This is a genomic window from Providencia sp. R33 (assembly GCF_019343475.1).
Classification (GTDB): Bacteria; Pseudomonadota; Gammaproteobacteria; order Enterobacterales; family Enterobacteriaceae; genus Providencia.
In genome coordinates this window covers 732,410-749,132 of the sequence record NZ_CP072453.1, presented here as the reverse complement: position 1 = coordinate 749,132, position 16,723 = coordinate 732,410, and the positions used below count along the sequence as shown (strand labels likewise).

Sequence of the window (16,723 nt, the reverse complement as noted above, 5' to 3'; positions counted from 1 at the left end):
AAAAAAGGGGAGCATTTTTCATTGTTTTACTAACCTAGCTTTTTTATTTCATTCATGATATGGGAATCGCCTCTTAAATATTTTTTCGCGGTATCAATACTGCTGGTTAGCACATCAGGACACGCTGAGCAATAACTACTTAAAGTCGCCTCCGCTACTTTTTCTTGTGTTATTTTTCCTCGAACGCCTTTACATTTTTCGGTATGAAAAGTTAGTACGTGCTTAGCTTTTATCAAAAAATTTTCTTTCTCTTGTTCGAAGCGTTTTTTATTACCATGGGGTACAATCTTTAAGTTTTTGAGTGATTTTTTTATTATTTTTAAATATTTATCCTCGACAGAAAGCTCATCTAATAGATTAAAATTAACACAATTACCATATAGTGGGTGAGTGCGCTCTAAAGATGCTATTTCGGTTTGTTTTGATGAATAAGGTGTTACTAATATTTCCGTAATCATTTCATCACTACTTTTAAGCCCATACTCGAGTATATACAAAATATTATTTCTATTTGGGTAGACAATTTCATCGTAATTCTTTCTTCCTGTAGTATTACTATACCCTTTTCCTCGCCAATCTAAGACAAACTCGATATGATGATTTTTCCATATACCTATAATGCTATCCTCAGTACATGCAATACCTTCATTTTTCATTTTTTGTATAATATTTGGTATTGTATGTACGACAATATGATCATTCATATCATTTAGCCCTTTCCATTCATATATAACTCTTAATAATGAATATTAATAAGCTAATGTATGATTAGCAATCAGATAAAATTAATAAAGCGAATAAGAAAACTAAGTGACTTCAACAAAATAAACAGATTCACTATACAACCGCCGTACCTTGTTACCCCTTAATCCATAACGGGCGCGGCTCACTCTCTCTTGCTGGTGGCTATCAAAGAAATAGAGATATTCGCTGTCCATACGCTCTACCAACGACCAATGCCACTGGTCACCCAATAAGATAAGCCGACGTGACGTTGTATGAGCACCTAAGAACGCCTGACAAGCAGACAGTATTTTTTGTGTGGTAAGTCCATCTTTGTAACGAAATGGCGTGGTGACGCATAGAGGGGCTTGTGATGGGTATTTTAAGGTTAGGCGCTTAATCAAGTAATCCATTTCAGGAATATCAATACCTTGTGTTAAACACTTGTACAGTGACCAGTATTCGCTGTATTCACGCAAAAGATAATTAAATAATGGGCGGGGCTTAATGCGGTCGCCATAGAACCATGTACTCATATTCACCAGACTGTAAATCCCACAGAGGCAATCTAAATCCCCTTGCTTGGACGGTATCAACATCAACTCAAACCTTCTATTGATTGTACTGTACTTAATGGAATCACCAGCGCTGGTATTATTTTTTACTTAATTAGTGGGTTTCCCACTGAATACTGACTTCATAACATTTCATTTTGTGGTATTGAATAAAATTGCGTTGCCACAATTCAAACAGTGCTCCGCCCTCTTCTTCATCAATATCCCCCATCAAAAAATGATAGATATAACCCTGCGACCAACAAATATCGAGTTCCTTTTCAAGCTCAGGATAATAGCTTCCCATGTATGAAAAATCTGTCACATAATCAAACTGCCATTGCTCATGCAGCCGTAACAAACGTATTTCGACAGGATGGAAACCTCCTGTTTCAGCACTATACAATGGGTCTCGAAAATTTAAGGTAACCGCCCTAACAGTGGTTAAATCAATCGCTGAGTTAATCACTGAATTATTCAGTTCATGTAATAACAATTGGCTAAATACTTGTGCGATAGGCAAGCGTAGCCCTGACTGATGAATAGTCATATAAAGTGGCCTTTAAATAAAAAAGTGGAAATAAACTGTTAAGCACAACCCAATCATATATGGGTATAGTGCCATGCTAATATTTTACCATAACCACTAGCAAAGTAAAGTATTTTACTGTTTATAATCAGATGGTTACATGAATTTAGCCATCATTGCTATTTTGATATACCTACCGTGATTTTTATTTATGGCGGGGGAATATTGATGTGGAAAGTGAATGAAAAAATGGAAGCGTCAAAAGGTAAAATGCCAACCTAATAATAGGCTGGCATAGCCATTAACCGTTAAGTAACGTAACAACAAAACTTTTTTTATCATCCGTGAGCTGCACGGAATAAATTACGGTGACAGAGCCTGCTTTTCCCGTTGCTTCGGCAGCACAGAGATAAACGCCTCGTTCTGCATTTTGACGTTGCGTTCGCACATTCTCAAGCTGCTCATACATCGCCCAACCGACATGTTGATTGACCACTTGTAACGCTAATGCTTTTGCACCATCACTGTTACAATTAACGGTGCTCTCATTACATCCTGTTAAACCAACCATCGCCGTTAATATGCTTAATTTCATCCACTGGTTCAGTTTCATTTTCACATTGTCACCTTACAGCAGAAAATTCACGGTTATTCCTGCTAATATATCCAGTGCAATCACCACCAACGCCACGTAATACCAAGCACGACGATTCGGTATTTTCACGATAAAGTAAAAGCAGCAAACATCCCAAATGAGAATCAATGCTTCTATTTTATTCAATGTCACCTTTTTAGTGATAAAAAATTCAACGATATTTAAGAATAAAATCGGTAAAAACCAAAATAGCCAAAAGGTTTTAGCTAATCCAAAGCCACCGTTGAACAAACGCTGTTTAAATAAAGCTGGATCATTTAAGCCTTTCGCTTCGTTTTCTTCTCGGATTTTTTGCAATTTATTTTTGATAGACATGACTGTTCCTTCAATTAAATGAATTAAGGGTTTTTCCATGGTGTTGACGCTAGAATGGGGGCAATGCCTTACCGATAGGCAAGGGTAAATATTTAGGCTATTTCAATAACCTTCTATGATTATTAGAGGATGGCTTATTGATGTAACGACTCGGCCATATTGTTTCAGGAGCCGTGCCAATCACATCCGCAATAATCTGTTCAGCTCTTGGGTAAGCTCGCTCTAGCGCATTATTTAACGTCCGAGCAGAAAGACCATGCTCACGAGATAATTGTGCTAGTGTGACCCCTTTTTTATGCAAAGCCGCCACAATATCCGCGCGGTGCCAATCCGCAGTGCTTCCTTTTCGGGACTTTTTTTGAGATGCTACAGGGTTAGACATAGTAATAACTCCACTGTTTAATTCCTCGTCTATTAAAAACCAATTAAAGGGAATTATCAATAGATATCTTTATTATTTTAACATCTTTCTAGTGCGGTTATTTTATCCTTTTGATATGTATGGAATTTATAAAGATCATGACTGATAAAAAACAACTAACTGAAATGGATAATGCGCCCAAGCTTTGGTTTACCAGTGGGGAGCTAGCTGCTATAGGAAAAGAAAAAGCTGACGATCCAACACGTTACCCTGAATATAAAGATATGGATATCCCTACCACAGCGAAAGGCGTTAGAGTCCGTCTAGAGTCAATCACAGCTCTTCATCCCCACTTTCGCAAGAAGAACCCTAATAAGCGTGGCGACCTCTATCATATTGATGCATTTAAGGTGATCCTAAACACTGATGAAAAAGAGCTCATCAAGCAAAACACGCTATCTTCTGAAAGTGCAGATCTTAACCTTTTACTTGAAATCTACAAATCACTGTCAGTTGAGAAAAGAAAAGCGTTATTAAAGAATGCGCTCACAATGAAACAGGAAGACCTAGATTAGTATCTTTTAATACCTTTTGTTATTTTAATAACTGTATTTTCGTCACTGACTCAGAGGCACTATGCAGTTATCTCATCACAACACGCTAGACAGCAGCTATGACCTATTGACAGCTAAAGCCATTGATTATGATGTCATTCTCATTAACAGAGCGTCACCGAGACGTTTACAGCGCCATTTTCGGATAGGATTTCATCGCGCTGAACGAATCATTAATCAACTTGAGTATCTCGGTGTTATAACACCTTTAAACCAATATGATTATCGTGAAGTGCTCGGGTATCCGACTCACGACCGCTCTTTTGATTCATCAGCCTTTGCAGCACCTATAGAGACAGCACAAACCCCATTATTCGCTGAATTACCACTGGATACACAATCCTTAGAATACCGTTGCTTGATTCAGGCTATCGTCTGGCAGCGTATTGTAGTCTGGGTTGAAGAAATCGAGATCGAGAGCGGTACAACCAATATATTGAAATCTGTCTCACCGTTTGAATACCTGATTGATACCCACAGCGATGACATTTATCAGGATACACTCCGCAACAACGCCAGTTCTTACCGTTTTCTTGCCACCCTTCGCCCTGAAGCCCCATTGGAAGTGTTACGACAACATGGACGAATTAGTTTTCAGCCGTGCTGGAGGCTGCCCCGTATAGCACAAGAAGAATGGCAAGGTTTATGGATACCGAATGAAGCAGGATGGGAAAGCCTAAGTGAGGAAAACATTCATCAAACAAGAGGGATTGGTGAGTGGCCTGACTTGCCCCATAAAAGCATGAAACCGTTGGTGCATGGGCTGCAAGAGGATGGCGGGGACTATTTACGGTATTTGATTTATTGGAAAAGTCAGTTTTAACCATTGCGAATATAATCAATTAATAATCACAATTTCTAAAAAAGTTTATCATAAACTATGATTTATATAAGCATAAATCATACTCCCTCCACCATTGACTTTAGTTCATAAATTTAAAAATCTACTTACCATCATCCCAAGAGTTCAGAAAATCAGCCAATATATCTCCATGACAGGCCTGTGGCTTACAAAAGCATCCCAACCTTTTCCCAGACAAACTATAAACCTTTGATTTATCTACATTTAAAAATTTATCATAATCGAAGTCATACTTGAATTTTCTGATAACTTCATCTCGATCTCCATCCTCAAACATTGAGTAGGGATTTCCCCAGTATGATCCCCTACCAATGTATTCATAGTGAGGAGTACATTTTTCAGCTTTATACTTTGTATCAGACTTTATATTAATCACCCTAGTTATCTGAATATGTATAAATCTCAGAGGGATTTTAGATTTTGTCAATAATTCAAACTCTAAAACAAATTCCTCTCCATCATCAAAAACAATCGCATGTGTTATATCATCACATGACCACTTTGGTAAATGATTAGAACTTACAGTACCTATATTCTCCGAACAAAAAACTTCAATCAGCTTGTTTGGATCTTCAGGATAAAGCAATTCCACATCATCTAAATTCGATGTTATCTTACCCACTTTCCTTGCAAATTTTGAATAGCAATTAAAAAGCTTAGGGTACAAAATCAATATCTTAGCCATTAGTACAGGTGCTTAACATTAAAGTTTAAATCAGTATGTTCGTTTAGGTATTCTATCACTAAACGCCTGTGACATAAATGAGGTTCGTGCTCACTACAAAGTAAACAGCCTTGATCAAATAGCGGGAGTTTTGCAAAGCGTTCGATGTTACGCTTTGCCATTAAATTTAAGAACCTATCTTCATACATCTCCCAAGATATATCACCTTTTTTGTATGGATTAAGTATTTCTTTAGTTGGTGCCAATTCAGGCATATGAACATATTCTGAGCCACATAGCTCCTTCAAAAAGAATTTCAAATCATCTTTTTTTGCAAAACCAGCCAATTGAGATACATTATTCAGACGCACATCAATTAGTGTTTTTACTTTTGATTTTTTCAAGTATCCAAAAAATGTTTCAGCTTTCTTTTGAGTAAATCCTATTGTATATATACGCATAATATCCCTCAGAAAATTGTAGCAACAAGTTTATAACAATAACCTAAGTATTGTTCCCCTAAACTCAGACATAGAATACCTGACAGTTGCAAATTTTTCGCTACAATCTCATCAAATTTAGGATCCGTCACTGCAAAATCATAATCTATCCCTCTATATGTGAATGAAGCTCTCCTTTTATCATCCACGGTATAATAAAGCCTTAAGTTTTGTACTCGCACTAGATACAACGATTGAGGCACAAGATACAAACCAGCTGTTATATGAGTAAAATCGATTCTATTCGTTGTCCCCCAAAGATCTACAGGGGAATCTAGTAGAGTATGCAATTGCTCAGAATTAAATGAATAATTTTGAATCCACTCAGTGTCATTAATCAAATAATTTTCAGGCTGATGAGGAAGAGGGACGTGCTCTTCTAATTCCATAAGCACTTTTTGAAATGGCTTAACATTAAAAGTACCGTGAGGGTTTCTGATTTTAGCTTGTTGATGACTTAACTCCCCACCTTGTATATTTGAAACTGGTCTTATCCATCTACCTGTACTAACACATTTTCCTGCAACACAATGTTGGCCATGCTTAATAGAATTAGCTAATACCACAATTTCATATTGAGCCATATAATCTCCTAATGAACACAACATTACTCAAAAATAAAGTAAATATTTATTAGTCAGTAAGTTATATCACATCCATAAAAATTTACTTTGAAAGCAATCACTCTTTGAGTGAAATTCATTAGGATAAAGTCAAATATTCAATTATTAGCAATAACTGGCTAGCTAAATTAATCAGATAACGCAGGTAAAAAGACTTTCCTCAGTGGCACAAGCAATTTAGTCTCAATATCAACGTGCTCATAATACTCAATCAAAGTGCGCACTAAGTCATCTAATGTCCAAAGTGATAACGGGATTTTTGATCGCTCCGCTTCATAGCGTGCATCTTTAGTAAATCCTCCCGTACTGACATATAAGCCACGATCATCATGATGACGCCCACCGATAAATCCTCTTAAATCTTGGCTGCCTATTTGCCCTTTACGATGCTTAACTTCAACCACAATTCTTGGGTTTTCAAATCCAAAACCGTCAGGCGATGCGATAATATCTTTGCCTCTATCTGAACCACTATTTGGCGAAACTTGGGTTTTATATCCCATCCCACGCAGAATACCGGCAACTAATAATTCCATTTCATCCGCATCAAGGGTAATTATTTTATCTTTAATACGTTCTAACGCTTGAATTTCCATATCCTTTAATGGATCAGATACAATTTCTTCATCGTCTATATTTGAAATATTAGCGTTTTTTTCGCTGTCAGATAATGGTTTATTACCCAATAATTCTTTCACTGCAAAATCAGGAAGTTTAAAAACAGTCAATGTAGAACCTAGGGTATTTTTGGTTTTAGTTGATAAGGTATCCCGATCAATTTCATCAGTATTCCATTTAATCTGACGCGCAATTCCCATCCCCATAGAACAAAGATCAGCACGGTATTGAAACTCAGAAACAACCTGCCCTAATAAATAGGTACGGTTAGCAGGTGAATAAGTAATTACCCAATCGCTAACTTTAATTTCATTAACAAAACGCCATACTTGAGATGCGCCTGAACGCGCTGTACCGAGTTTCGTTGCTGGGTCTACTTGACGGTATAATTTCAGTATCTCTTTTCTTGATTGCCCAATTTTCAATAATGGAGCTAAGCCAGACCAGCCTAAACCAACCAGTTCTTTTTCTCGAAAATCATCATATAACTTCCCTGAATCACCACGAACCATCCACATTTTATGACTCATTAATCTATTCCTGCGTTAAAGATAAATCGGTTAAAGTAAAACCCACTAATTTGATTTCAACAATTCATTCGATAGTAACTCCGCTTGCGCCAAGACGGTTTCCGTTGCCAATACAGACATATCAGGCGGATAGCCATAACGGTTAAGTAACCGTTTAACAATAACGCGTATTTTTGCTCTTGCAGACTCTTTGATAGTCCAATCTAATGTGACGTTATTGCGGATCATTTCAGTTAGTACAACCGCTAATTCCCTTAGTTTTGATTTTCCGATTAGTTCTTGAGCACTATCATTTTCAGCCACAGCCGTATAGAAAGCATATTCATAAGGTGATAAATTCAGGTCATTCGCTTCGCTATCAACCTTATTGATATCTTTCGCCAATTTAATTAACTCATCAATGACTTCAGCTGCCGTCAAAATTTTATTTTGATAGCTTTTAATCGCCCCAGTGAGCATATCCATCAGCTTTTTACCTTGAATAACGCTCATTTTTGTTCGCACATTGATTTCATCTGCTAATAATTTTTTCAAGGTTTCCAACGCGATATTTTTATGTTGGTAATCCTGCATCTCCATTAAAAAATCATCAGAGAGAATTGATATATCTGGTTTTTTAATCCCTGCGGCATCAAATACATCGACTACCGTATCAGTCACTAAGGCTTGATCAATAGTCTGTTTAACGCGAACTTCCATGCTGTCATCACCGATAATGCCACTTCCTCCAGTTGAATCAAACTTGTTCAATCTGGCTTTTACAGCTTGGAAAAAGGCTATTTCAGGTGCCGCCTCCATCGCTTCAGGGTGTGGCGTTGCTAATGCAAAGGCTTGAGATAAAGCGGTTACCGCTGTTAAAAAACGCACTTTCCCCTGACCTTCATCAATCCCTAAAATAAAATCTTCTGCTTCTAAGATAATGGCTAGTTTACGAGATGTGGATGCGGTGAAATATTCACGATAATCAAAACCAAAGAGCATTCCGTCAAGGATGTCTAATTTCTCTTTCATGACCTCAACGGCTTTTTCTTGAGTAAGTGCAGGATCACCTTTACCACCCGCATCTGAGTAAAACGACAGTGCCGATTTTAAATCAGCCGCAATTCCCAAATAATCGACAACTAAGCCACCTGATTTATCTTTATAGACTCGGTTAACACGGGCAATCGCCTGCATCAGGTTGTGCCCTTTCATCGGTTTATCAATGTATAACGTGTGCATACTCGGTGCATCAAACCCCGTTAACCACATATCGCGCACAATGACTAATTTCAGCTTGTCATCTTCATCTTTCATGCGATTAGCGAGTACTTGCCTGTCTTTCTTAGTCGTATGGTGTTTCGCGATATCAGGGCCATCAGATGCGGAAGACGTCATCACGACCTTAATCACACCATCATTGAGATCATCACTGTGCCATTCAGGTTTGAGTGCCACGATTTCCTCATACAATGCCGCAGCAATCCGACGTGACATAGCAACGACCATGCCTTTACCGTGATCCGCATTCGCCACTAACCGTTCTTCAAAGTGCGAGACTAAATCTTTAGCGATCGCTTTGATACGCTCTTTACTGCCAATAATACTTTCAACTCGCGCCCATTTAGCCCGTTGTTGCTGAGTCTGTGTTAAGTCTTCATCGGTGAAGCTTTCATCGAACGCTTCAATCAGTTCGCGGCCTTCATCGCTAATTTGGACTTTTGCTAAACGACTTTCATAGTAGATAGGCACTGTCGCCCCATCTTCTACAGCCTGAGCGATATCATAGATATCAACATAGTTACCAAATACCGCGGGAGTATTTACATCTGTTTTTTCAATGGGTGTCCCCGTAAAGCCTAAGTAAGTCGCATTTGGTAAAGCATCGCGCATATATTTGGCAAAACCATAAACAGTGCGCTTACCGACAACATTACCGTGCGCATCTTTCACATCGACTTCTTTTGCGGAAAAACCATATTGAGAACGATGTGCCTCGTCAGCAATGACAATGATATTGCTGCGATCAGACAGTAGTTCATAAACACTACTACCATCATCAGGTTGGAACTTTTGAATAGTGGTAAATATCACGCCACCTGAGCCAACTTTCAGTAATTCTTTTAATTCTTCTCTATTTTCAGCTTGTTTCGGGGTTTGACGTAACAATTGTACCGCAGAAGAAAAAGTGCCAAATAATTGGTCGTCTAAGTCATTACGGTCGGTGATCACCACAACCGTTGGGTTATCGAGGGCTAAAACAATCTTCCCTGTATAAAACACCATTGAAAGAGACTTACCCGAACCTTGGGTATGCCATACCACACCTGCTTTTCTATCGCCTGCTTTTTGTTCTAATACGAGGTGTTGTTGGTTTCTACCTTGTTGCTGTAACGCTACTTCCGCAGAGGGTGAATTCGCATTGACATTTGAAGCGCGAATGGTCGAAAGTACCGCCGCATTCACTGCATAGTATTGGTGATAGGCAGCCATTTTTTTGACAGTTTTAATAGAAATGATACCGTTGCTATCTTCCTGTTTACTGGATTCAAACACGATAAAATAGCGGATCATATCTAATAGCGTAACAGGGTTAAGTAAACCTTGAATTAACACTTCTAACTGTGGCTGAGTATTTTTAGCCTCAGTCATGCCATTATGGGTTTTCCATGCCATAAAACGGCTAAAATCGGCAGAAATAGTCCCTGATTTTGCCTCTAATCCATCAGAAATCACACTAAAGGCATTGTAGGTAAATAATGAAGGAATTTGCTGTTGATAGGTTTTAATTTGATTATATGCCCCTTCAATAGTGGCATTTTCATCAATCGCATTTTTTAGTTCAATTACGACCAGTGGTAAACCATTAATATAGATAATCACATCAGGGCGACGTTCTTTGCGATCTTCTCGAATTGTGACCTGATTGACTACTAGAAATTCATTATTATCCGGTTGATTAAAATCCACCAGCCACACATATTCGCCTTGAGTATTGCCATCTTTACTGACCTCAATGTTGATCCCTTCTGTCAGTAAACGATGAAAACTCAGGTTATTTGCCATTAAATCAGGCGAGTTAATTTGTGTGACTTGTTTTAAGGCTTCCTCACATTTATCTTCTGTTAAATGTGGGTTTAAGCGTTGTATCGCTTCTAATACTTTTTGCTGAAGAATGACTTGCTGATAAGTACGCAGGGGATTTGTACCCGATGGCTCAATGTCTGGACCATACACATATTCATAACCTAAGGCTTGTAACTGCTCAATGGTCATGGTTTCGATATCGGATTCTGTCATTTTTGACATTATTTTGTCATCCTTTAGCAAAAGGGAATAAAAAAGCAGCGCCGAAGGTACGCTGCCTAATACGATTATTGTTTTATTTCTTCTGGTGTATAATTAACGCGTACTTCTCCACTCATTAATTTAGGGAGTAACGTGTCGCGAAAGTTTTCTAAAGTTTGGATTTGCTTTTGATTTTGATTAATTTTATTCCACATTGCTCCCACAACATTATGATAATCATTTAATTTTTCTTTTGGAGGTAATGCAAATAACACATTTCCAATATCTTCAGGTTTCAATGATGGATAAGTCGATGTAGAACCTTCAGCTATAGAATGCAAATATTCGGTCATATCTTCGGATGTTAATAAATAATAGATAAAATATGGTGTAATAGTGTCACAAGTTATCGTACAAAACCCCGTTGATACCACTAGATTTGCTTCAGGTTTAAAGCAAAAACCATAATGGCACTGGTCAGGTCTTACAGTTGAAATTAATATATCAAGATGTTGGACTAATCTTTTAGCTCGACTAGGTGCCTCCGATAAAATTAATGGTTTCAACTCACTAATATAGCCTTTAGTTAGAGAGCTTGTATCTAAATATAGAATATTTTGATGATCATATTTTTTAGTTATCGAGCTTTTATTTAATGTTACAAAATGACTAACTTTAACCTCAACCCAATCATCCTGCGCCTCTTCCACAAACCACTGACGAAAAAGTGTTTCTGCCATCGCTTCTAACGTTTTATTTTGACGATGAAGTAAGTCGATTTTGTTGTCTAATGAGGAAAGAACAGAAGCAATGGCTTTTTGTTCTATACAATCAAGCGTTGTTTCTACCTCAATTGCATTTAGTAATGTCTGTGTTAACAAAGGGTGGCTTGAACCCTGAGCATACTGGTTTAAATCTAAATACTTAAATAAATAGTATAAATAATTAGAATTATTATTACCTAACGCCTTGGCTGATAATGCATTATCAGAAACCCATACAGGACTTTTCTCCAAATACGTCGCCCCACAATACGCCCCAACTCGACCAATAATCAGTGTGTTACCAACATAATTATACTTATCAGTGAAATCTAATATTCCATTACCACCATAAACAGGTATTTTCCCTTTTTCTTTTGGTCTACTTTTACCATTTCCAAATTTGACTAACTGTTTAAGAGCCACATTTTGCCACTCACTCATACCATCACCTTCGCCAAATTCTCAGCAATCGCCTGATTAAGCTTTGCCTCTTCTTCTAATTGTGCTTCAAACTCGGCTTTTAGTGCAGTAAAACGCTCTTTAAAGTCAAAGTCATCTTCTTCATCAGCAAGACCCACATAGCGACCTGGTGTAAGCACATAATCCAGCTCAGCCACTTTTTCGATAGCGACAGAGGCACAAAAACCAGCAACATCTTCATATTCGCCACCTTTATTACGCCAATTATGATAGGTATCTGAAATCAGTTTAATATCTTCATCAGATAACACTTTAGTTCGGCGGTTAATTAAATGACCAAGATTTCGTGCATCAATGAACAGAATTTCACCGCTGCGATCTTGATAAACCGAAGAGTTATTACGATCACGGCGCATAAACCATAGAGCGGCAGGGATCTGCGTATTTAGGAACAACTTAGCAGGCAAGTTAACAATACAATCAATCACGTTAGCATCTTTTACTAATGCAGCACGGATATCGCCTTCACCCGACGTTTTCGAGGTTAGCGCGCCTTTAGCTAGTACCACTCCCGCTTGCCCTTTCGGTGACAAGTGGTATAAAAAGTGCTGCATCCATGCAAAGTTTGCATTCCCTGCTGGTGGCGCACCGTATTGCCAGCGGGCATCTTTACGTAATTGTTCACCAGACCAATCAGAGACGTTGAACGGTGGATTAGCAATAATAAAATCCGCACGTAAATCTTTATGGGCATCGTTTAAAAACGAGCCTTCATTGTTCCATTTTACTTGCTCAGAGTTAATACCCCGAATAGCCAAGTTCATTTTCGCCAAACGCCATGTGGTTTGGTTAGACTCTTGACCATAAATAGAAATGTTATCAATATTCCCTTGGTGGGATTCAACAAATTTTTCTGATTGAACAAACATACCGCCAGAGCCACAGCATGGATCAAAAATACGTCCTTCATAAGGCTCTAGCATGTGAACCAGTAAGGAAACAATTGACTTTGGCGTATAGAACTGACCGCCCTGTTTACCTTCTGCTAACGCAAATTCACCTAAGAAATATTCAAAAACATGACCTAGTACATCCGCAGAGCGTGATTTAGCATCACCTAGTGCAATATCTCCTACAAGGTCAATTAACTCGCCAAGTACCGTTGCATCAAGGTTTTGACGTGCATAAACTTTTGGTAATACCCCTTTTAATTGCGGGTTATCTTCTTCGATGGCTTCCATAGCATCATCGACTAATTTACCGATATTGGGCTGTTTTGCATTATTGAGTAAATTTGTCCAACGTGCTTTTTCAGGCACAAAGAACACATTGTAAGCAAGATACTCATCACTATCTTCGGGATCTGCCCCTGCAAACTCGCCTTGACCTGCTTTAAGCTTCTCATAATGAGACTCGAAGGAATCAGAAATATACTTTAAGAATATTAATCCCAGTACAACATGCTTGTATTCTGCTGCATCTATATTCTTACGCAATTTATCAGCGGCTTTCCACAGGATAACTTCTAACGGTTCAGATTTGGTTTCTTTCGGTTTTTTAGCCATTGTTCCATTACTTACATCAGTAAAAATAATGGAACTATTGTTACCTATTTATAGCCAGAAATCTAATAGAATAGGCTGATAACTTGTGATAGTTATCAAAAGGATGGATTATCAGCAAATGTCATATTTCATACTTCAACGCTGCTTTCAAATTATAAATATTAGATAATAATTTTTTCTCAATTCTTCTTGAGGCAATAACTGCATCAAGCTACTATGGTCAATCTGTTTTATTTCAAATAATAAACGCTAAGCTTAACGCAAAAAACACTATTTTCTGTATAGCTCTACACTCTATTTATTTCCACTCAATATCTATAGCATAAACTTGTAGTTATACGTTTAGTTATACATAAATTTCATTAAAATAAAATATAATTAAAAATCAATTAAATAGATATCAGATTCAACTTACGCCAGCCCAAATTTGGTGGGTCAGTGATAGGACAACAGGTTTAAAAACAGGAAGTTAGCAAAATCAGTTGGACTAGACACTGGCAACATTAAGACTAGAAAGTGCACGTGAAATGCACGCGCATTTGAAAGTTACTAAAAGCCCACTTCGGTGGGCTTTTTTATTGCACCTCAAAAAATTAGAGGTTATGCGTCTCAGCCAACAATATTAAATTATCTACTAGTGATACATTTCGCCATTACTCCTGCGAAAATAACATAACTAAAATTCAGTAATCTGCTTCATTTATCATAGATACGTATTCATATCGCTAATATAATGGATTATAAGGTTTTTTAGTATTCACATGATTTATGTTACTGAGGCTCATAATGCAACAACGTAAAAAGACCGTTCCGATTTTAATTGCACTTATCGTCATACTCGCAATTACTGCTATCGTGTTTAATCGCATGTATATGAAATACAGGCATGAAAACAAAGTATTGCAAAGTACCATCGGTACCGAGACCCTTATCAATAATGGTTTATCATATGAAAAAACCGGTATTGATAAGACGGTCAAAGCGCTATATGAAAATACAGCAAAGGATTGTGGTGCAAACTCACCAGCCTATGAGTGTTCAGGTTTAGTTACCCATGGCCTGAGATTGCAAGAACAACAATCGCCATGGTCACACCGACCAATCGATGAAAATAATAGTGTCGCATTCTCTTTTTTACGCGAAGATCATAAGTTTTCATCTTCTGCTGACTACGGCAGCGGTATTATTTTCTTCCCTTTAAAATCAATTCCGCAAGGTAAAGATAGCTATACCGTTCTTTGTGCATACCCTGCTGACGGTTCAACGGATGCTAAAAAAACAAATAATTTTGGTTGTGGGCCTTTAGTTGATTCCACAATTAATGATTATTTTTCTAAGGACATTCTTGAAAAAGTTAAAACTATTGGGATTGAAAAAAACTCAGGTAACTGCCTTGATTATGATCTAACCACAGCGCAAAAATGGTTTGATTTTCATGTTAAAAATCATTATTTCCAAGATAAATCTATCATTATGAATATGTTCTCTTGCTCATACCCAATGGCAGGTAATGAAAAGAGTGCAGAATCATTCAGTGTAGTCACTGATATTAGAAAGTTACTCGATGAGAAAGAAGAATATAAACCTAACAACTGGAATAACGAACTACTCGTTGCCGCATGGAATGGCAGTAGACCAGAAACCCTTCCAGTTATGGCTATATTTTATACGATTGGAGAAACCTCAACGTTAAATAATGCGTTGTTATATCAACGTAGTTTCTTTGATAAGACGGGCGAGATCATTCCTCTTGTGGGTATAAAATTCCCTGCAGATAAAAATGATGAAGCGGAATTTGTTGAGTTTGTAAATCAAGTCGATAAATAACATCATACTAAGCGTGCATCTCGTGCACGCTTTTATTTTTAACTAATTCGATACCAGCCCATCAACATGATATAAGCATTTGTTACTGCTAAAACTGCTCCTGAACCTAAGTTTTCTGTATTCCCTGAATAGGTATGAGAGTGCCCCCCATGTTGAGATGTACTACCACTCCACGTACTTGCTGCATTAAAGATATATTTACGCGACCCCGTATTATTATTCCCAGTATATCCTCCATTACCAGCTCCACCTGCTAAAGAAAATGCCCCCGTTGCATATGAGTATTGCGCGGAGTCGCTTCGCATATACCCAAGCTCACCCGTGATATTCATCGTGCCTCGCGTGTGATCGTGAGCACCACCGGAAGCCGTTGTACCTGAGAATTTCAATGGAGTAGCAGGGAGATGGTTTTTACCTATAGTCACTGAATCCGAACCACCGGTTGTTAACACATTCGCACCACTTGCAGCAGCTAATCGAATGGTTTTATTTTCGCCGATGTACTGCCATTTCGTACCAGGGAATAAGGTATTGGGGTTCTTGTTTTGCGCGAACCACACAACAATACCAATAGGGTAAATGGTATTAAGATTGACCGCGTTTTGTAATGCATCGGTGACGGCTTTCTGACTCATCACGCTAGTTGTTGATGCGCCAGTCGATTGGACGACACTACTTGTATTGAGCTTATTATTAAGCCCGTTATTAAGCGCTGTGTTTGTTGCATAATCCCCCGACGGTTGATAACTCCCCTTAGCTTGGTACCGTGTATCCCCTTCCGCTTTGGTGTAACTGTCACCTTTGAGTGCATAATTACCTGCGGGGGCATAATTGCCTTTGGGTTGATAATTAGTGTCAGATTCTGCTTTAGAATAGCTGTAACCTGCAGGCTGATAGTTGCCTAATGGCTGGAAGCGCTTGTCAGATTCCGTTTTGGTATACACATTGATATCACCGGCACTTAAATCGGCTTTCAGTTCCTGCCATGCTGTACCAGCGACAGGCTCAACATTGTTATTTTCAATCTTCGACTGCCACGTTTTGTTTTTATGATAAACAATAGCGCGGATTGGGTATGGCCTGCCTTCTGCTGCCCACTTAGGAAAACCAAAGCTCTGCAACTCGCCAATGGCTTGCGTAATATCGTGAAATATCCCGTTCATCTTTTCACGTTCAATATCTTTGGCAGCCGGATCAGTTTGTTGGTCACGCTCATAATCGTAACTATAGCCTTGCGTGTATGAAACTGCGCCATCGGCTTGCACATCATCAGGAATAGAAGTCCTGTCCCCTTGTGTTGCAAAGGGGATTTTAAAGATTTTTGTCATGAGT

General features: G+C 38.3%; 17 protein-coding genes. 3 read left to right on the top strand and 14 right to left on the bottom strand.

What is annotated here, in order from left to right; translation table 11 throughout:
* Positions 1–29: 29 nt before the first annotated feature.
* The 6 genes from J6836_RS03485 to J6836_RS03460 form a co-directional block, all read right to left on the bottom strand.
* Positions 30–704 carry a hypothetical protein gene (locus J6836_RS03485; protein ID WP_219246866.1) on the bottom strand — a complete coding sequence of 225 codons (675 nt, stop codon included), beginning with the start codon at positions 702–704 and terminating at the stop codon, positions 30–32.
* Between the two features lie 102 nt (positions 705–806).
* Positions 807–1,322: a hypothetical protein gene (locus tag J6836_RS03480; protein WP_219246863.1), complete on the bottom strand. Its 516-nt coding sequence runs from the start codon at positions 1,320–1,322 to the stop codon at positions 807–809.
* Positions 1,323–1,392: 70 nt separating this feature from the next.
* Entirely contained in the window at positions 1,393–1,827 is a 435-nt protein-coding gene (locus J6836_RS03475; RefSeq protein ID WP_163860999.1) for a DUF2787 family protein, read from the bottom strand.
* A gap of 280 nt (positions 1,828–2,107) precedes the next feature.
* On the bottom strand, positions 2,108–2,425 hold the full coding sequence (locus J6836_RS03470) for a hypothetical protein (protein WP_048607090.1): 318 nt from the start codon (positions 2,423–2,425) through the stop codon (positions 2,108–2,110).
* A gap of 9 nt (positions 2,426–2,434) precedes the next feature.
* Positions 2,435–2,776, bottom strand: coding sequence for a hypothetical protein (locus J6836_RS03465; protein ID WP_163860998.1), 342 nt, complete (start codon positions 2,774–2,776; stop codon positions 2,435–2,437).
* Positions 2,777–2,873: 97 nt separating this feature from the next.
* Positions 2,874–3,158 carry a helix-turn-helix domain-containing protein gene (locus J6836_RS03460; RefSeq protein ID WP_163860997.1) on the bottom strand — a complete coding sequence of 95 codons (285 nt, stop codon included), beginning with the start codon at positions 3,156–3,158 and terminating at the stop codon, positions 2,874–2,876.
* 137 nt (positions 3,159–3,295) lie between these two features.
* Here J6836_RS03460 and J6836_RS03455 point away from each other — a divergent pair, with 137 nt between their 5' ends.
* Together J6836_RS03455 and J6836_RS03450 are read left to right on the top strand one after the other, a co-directional pair.
* Entirely contained in the window at positions 3,296–3,712 is a 417-nt protein-coding gene (locus J6836_RS03455; protein WP_140171336.1) for a hypothetical protein, read from the top strand.
* A gap of 61 nt (positions 3,713–3,773) precedes the next feature.
* Positions 3,774–4,574, top strand: a complete 801-nt coding sequence (locus J6836_RS03450; RefSeq protein ID WP_163860996.1) for a DNA translocase FtsK — start codon at positions 3,774–3,776, stop codon at positions 4,572–4,574.
* Between the two features lie 121 nt (positions 4,575–4,695).
* Here the strand turns inward: J6836_RS03450 and J6836_RS03445 are convergent, their stop codons facing one another.
* The 7 genes from J6836_RS03445 to J6836_RS03415 all read right to left on the bottom strand — a co-directional run bounded on the left by J6836_RS03445 (position 4,696) and on the right by J6836_RS03415 (position 13,564).
* Complete coding sequence (locus J6836_RS03445; protein WP_069367795.1) at positions 4,696–5,298, bottom strand: DUF4326 domain-containing protein; 603 nt, start codon at positions 5,296–5,298, stop codon at positions 4,696–4,698.
* Positions 5,298–5,738 (bottom strand): DUF488 domain-containing protein, encoded by a 441-nt coding sequence (locus tag J6836_RS03440; RefSeq protein ID WP_069367794.1) that lies wholly within the window; start codon positions 5,736–5,738, stop codon positions 5,298–5,300. Before J6836_RS03440 ends, J6836_RS03445 begins: the two co-directional genes overlap by 1 nt.
* Before the next feature lie 8 nt (positions 5,739–5,746).
* Entirely contained in the window at positions 5,747–6,361 is a 615-nt protein-coding gene (locus tag J6836_RS03435) for a dual OB domain-containing protein (RefSeq protein WP_219246862.1), read from the bottom strand.
* Between the two features lie 167 nt (positions 6,362–6,528).
* Positions 6,529–7,548: a restriction endonuclease gene (locus tag J6836_RS03430; protein ID WP_163860995.1), complete on the bottom strand. Its 1,020-nt coding sequence runs from the start codon at positions 7,546–7,548 to the stop codon at positions 6,529–6,531.
* 45 nt (positions 7,549–7,593) lie between these two features.
* Positions 7,594–10,836, bottom strand: a complete 3,243-nt coding sequence (locus J6836_RS03425; RefSeq protein ID WP_219246859.1) for a type I restriction endonuclease subunit R — start codon at positions 10,834–10,836, stop codon at positions 7,594–7,596.
* A gap of 65 nt (positions 10,837–10,901) precedes the next feature.
* Positions 10,902–12,020, bottom strand: coding sequence for a restriction endonuclease subunit S (locus J6836_RS03420; RefSeq protein WP_163860993.1), 1,119 nt, complete (start codon positions 12,018–12,020; stop codon positions 10,902–10,904).
* Complete coding sequence (locus tag J6836_RS03415; RefSeq protein ID WP_163860992.1) at positions 12,017–13,564, bottom strand: type I restriction-modification system subunit M; 1,548 nt, start codon at positions 13,562–13,564, stop codon at positions 12,017–12,019. Before J6836_RS03415 ends, J6836_RS03420 begins: the two co-directional genes overlap by 4 nt.
* A 786-nt stretch (positions 13,565–14,350) precedes the next feature.
* Between J6836_RS03415 and J6836_RS03410 the strand changes: the two genes are divergently transcribed.
* Positions 14,351–15,391: a hypothetical protein gene (locus tag J6836_RS03410; protein ID WP_219246857.1), complete on the top strand. Its 1,041-nt coding sequence runs from the start codon at positions 14,351–14,353 to the stop codon at positions 15,389–15,391.
* A 38-nt stretch (positions 15,392–15,429) separates the two neighbouring features.
* On the opposite strand, the gene J6836_RS03405 is transcribed toward J6836_RS03410, so the two are convergent.
* On the bottom strand, positions 15,430–16,719 hold the full coding sequence (locus J6836_RS03405; RefSeq protein WP_219246855.1) for a phage baseplate protein: 1,290 nt from the start codon (positions 16,717–16,719) through the stop codon (positions 15,430–15,432).
* Between the last annotated feature and the right edge of the window lie 4 nt (positions 16,720–16,723).

Bases quoted from the DNA above. Each gene is read 5' to 3' on its own strand.
- J6836_RS03430 (WP_163860995.1), bottom strand. From the start codon at position 7,548: ATGAGTCATAAAATGTGGATGGTTCGTGGTGATTCAGGGAAGTTATAT.
- J6836_RS03450 (WP_163860996.1), top strand. From the start codon at position 3,774: ATGCAGTTATCTCATCACAACACGCTAGACAGCAGCTATGACCTATTG.
- J6836_RS03440 (WP_069367794.1), bottom strand. From the start codon at position 5,738: ATGCGTATATATACAATAGGATTTACTCAAAAGAAAGCTGAAACATTT.
- J6836_RS03485 (WP_219246866.1), bottom strand. From the start codon at position 704: ATGAATGATCATATTGTCGTACATACAATACCAAATATTATACAAAAA.
- J6836_RS03405 (WP_219246855.1), bottom strand. From the start codon at position 16,719: ATGACAAAAATCTTTAAAATCCCCTTTGCAACACAAGGGGACAGGACT.
- J6836_RS03455 (WP_140171336.1), top strand. From the start codon at position 3,296: ATGACTGATAAAAAACAACTAACTGAAATGGATAATGCGCCCAAGCTT.
- J6836_RS03465 (WP_163860998.1), bottom strand. From the start codon at position 2,776: ATGTCTATCAAAAATAAATTGCAAAAAATCCGAGAAGAAAACGAAGCG.
- J6836_RS03460 (WP_163860997.1), bottom strand. From the start codon at position 3,158: ATGTCTAACCCTGTAGCATCTCAAAAAAAGTCCCGAAAAGGAAGCACT.
- J6836_RS03420 (WP_163860993.1), bottom strand. From the start codon at position 12,020: ATGAGTGAGTGGCAAAATGTGGCTCTTAAACAGTTAGTCAAATTTGGA.
- J6836_RS03435 (WP_219246862.1), bottom strand. From the start codon at position 6,361: ATGGCTCAATATGAAATTGTGGTATTAGCTAATTCTATTAAGCATGGC.
- J6836_RS03425 (WP_219246859.1), bottom strand. From the start codon at position 10,836: ATGTCAAAAATGACAGAATCCGATATCGAAACCATGACCATTGAGCAG.
- J6836_RS03480 (WP_219246863.1), bottom strand. From the start codon at position 1,322: ATGTTGATACCGTCCAAGCAAGGGGATTTAGATTGCCTCTGTGGGATT.
- J6836_RS03410 (WP_219246857.1), top strand. From the start codon at position 14,351: ATGCAACAACGTAAAAAGACCGTTCCGATTTTAATTGCACTTATCGTC.
- J6836_RS03475 (WP_163860999.1), bottom strand. From the start codon at position 1,827: ATGACTATTCATCAGTCAGGGCTACGCTTGCCTATCGCACAAGTATTT.
- J6836_RS03445 (WP_069367795.1), bottom strand. From the start codon at position 5,298: ATGGCTAAGATATTGATTTTGTACCCTAAGCTTTTTAATTGCTATTCA.
- J6836_RS03415 (WP_163860992.1), bottom strand. From the start codon at position 13,564: ATGGCTAAAAAACCGAAAGAAACCAAATCTGAACCGTTAGAAGTTATC.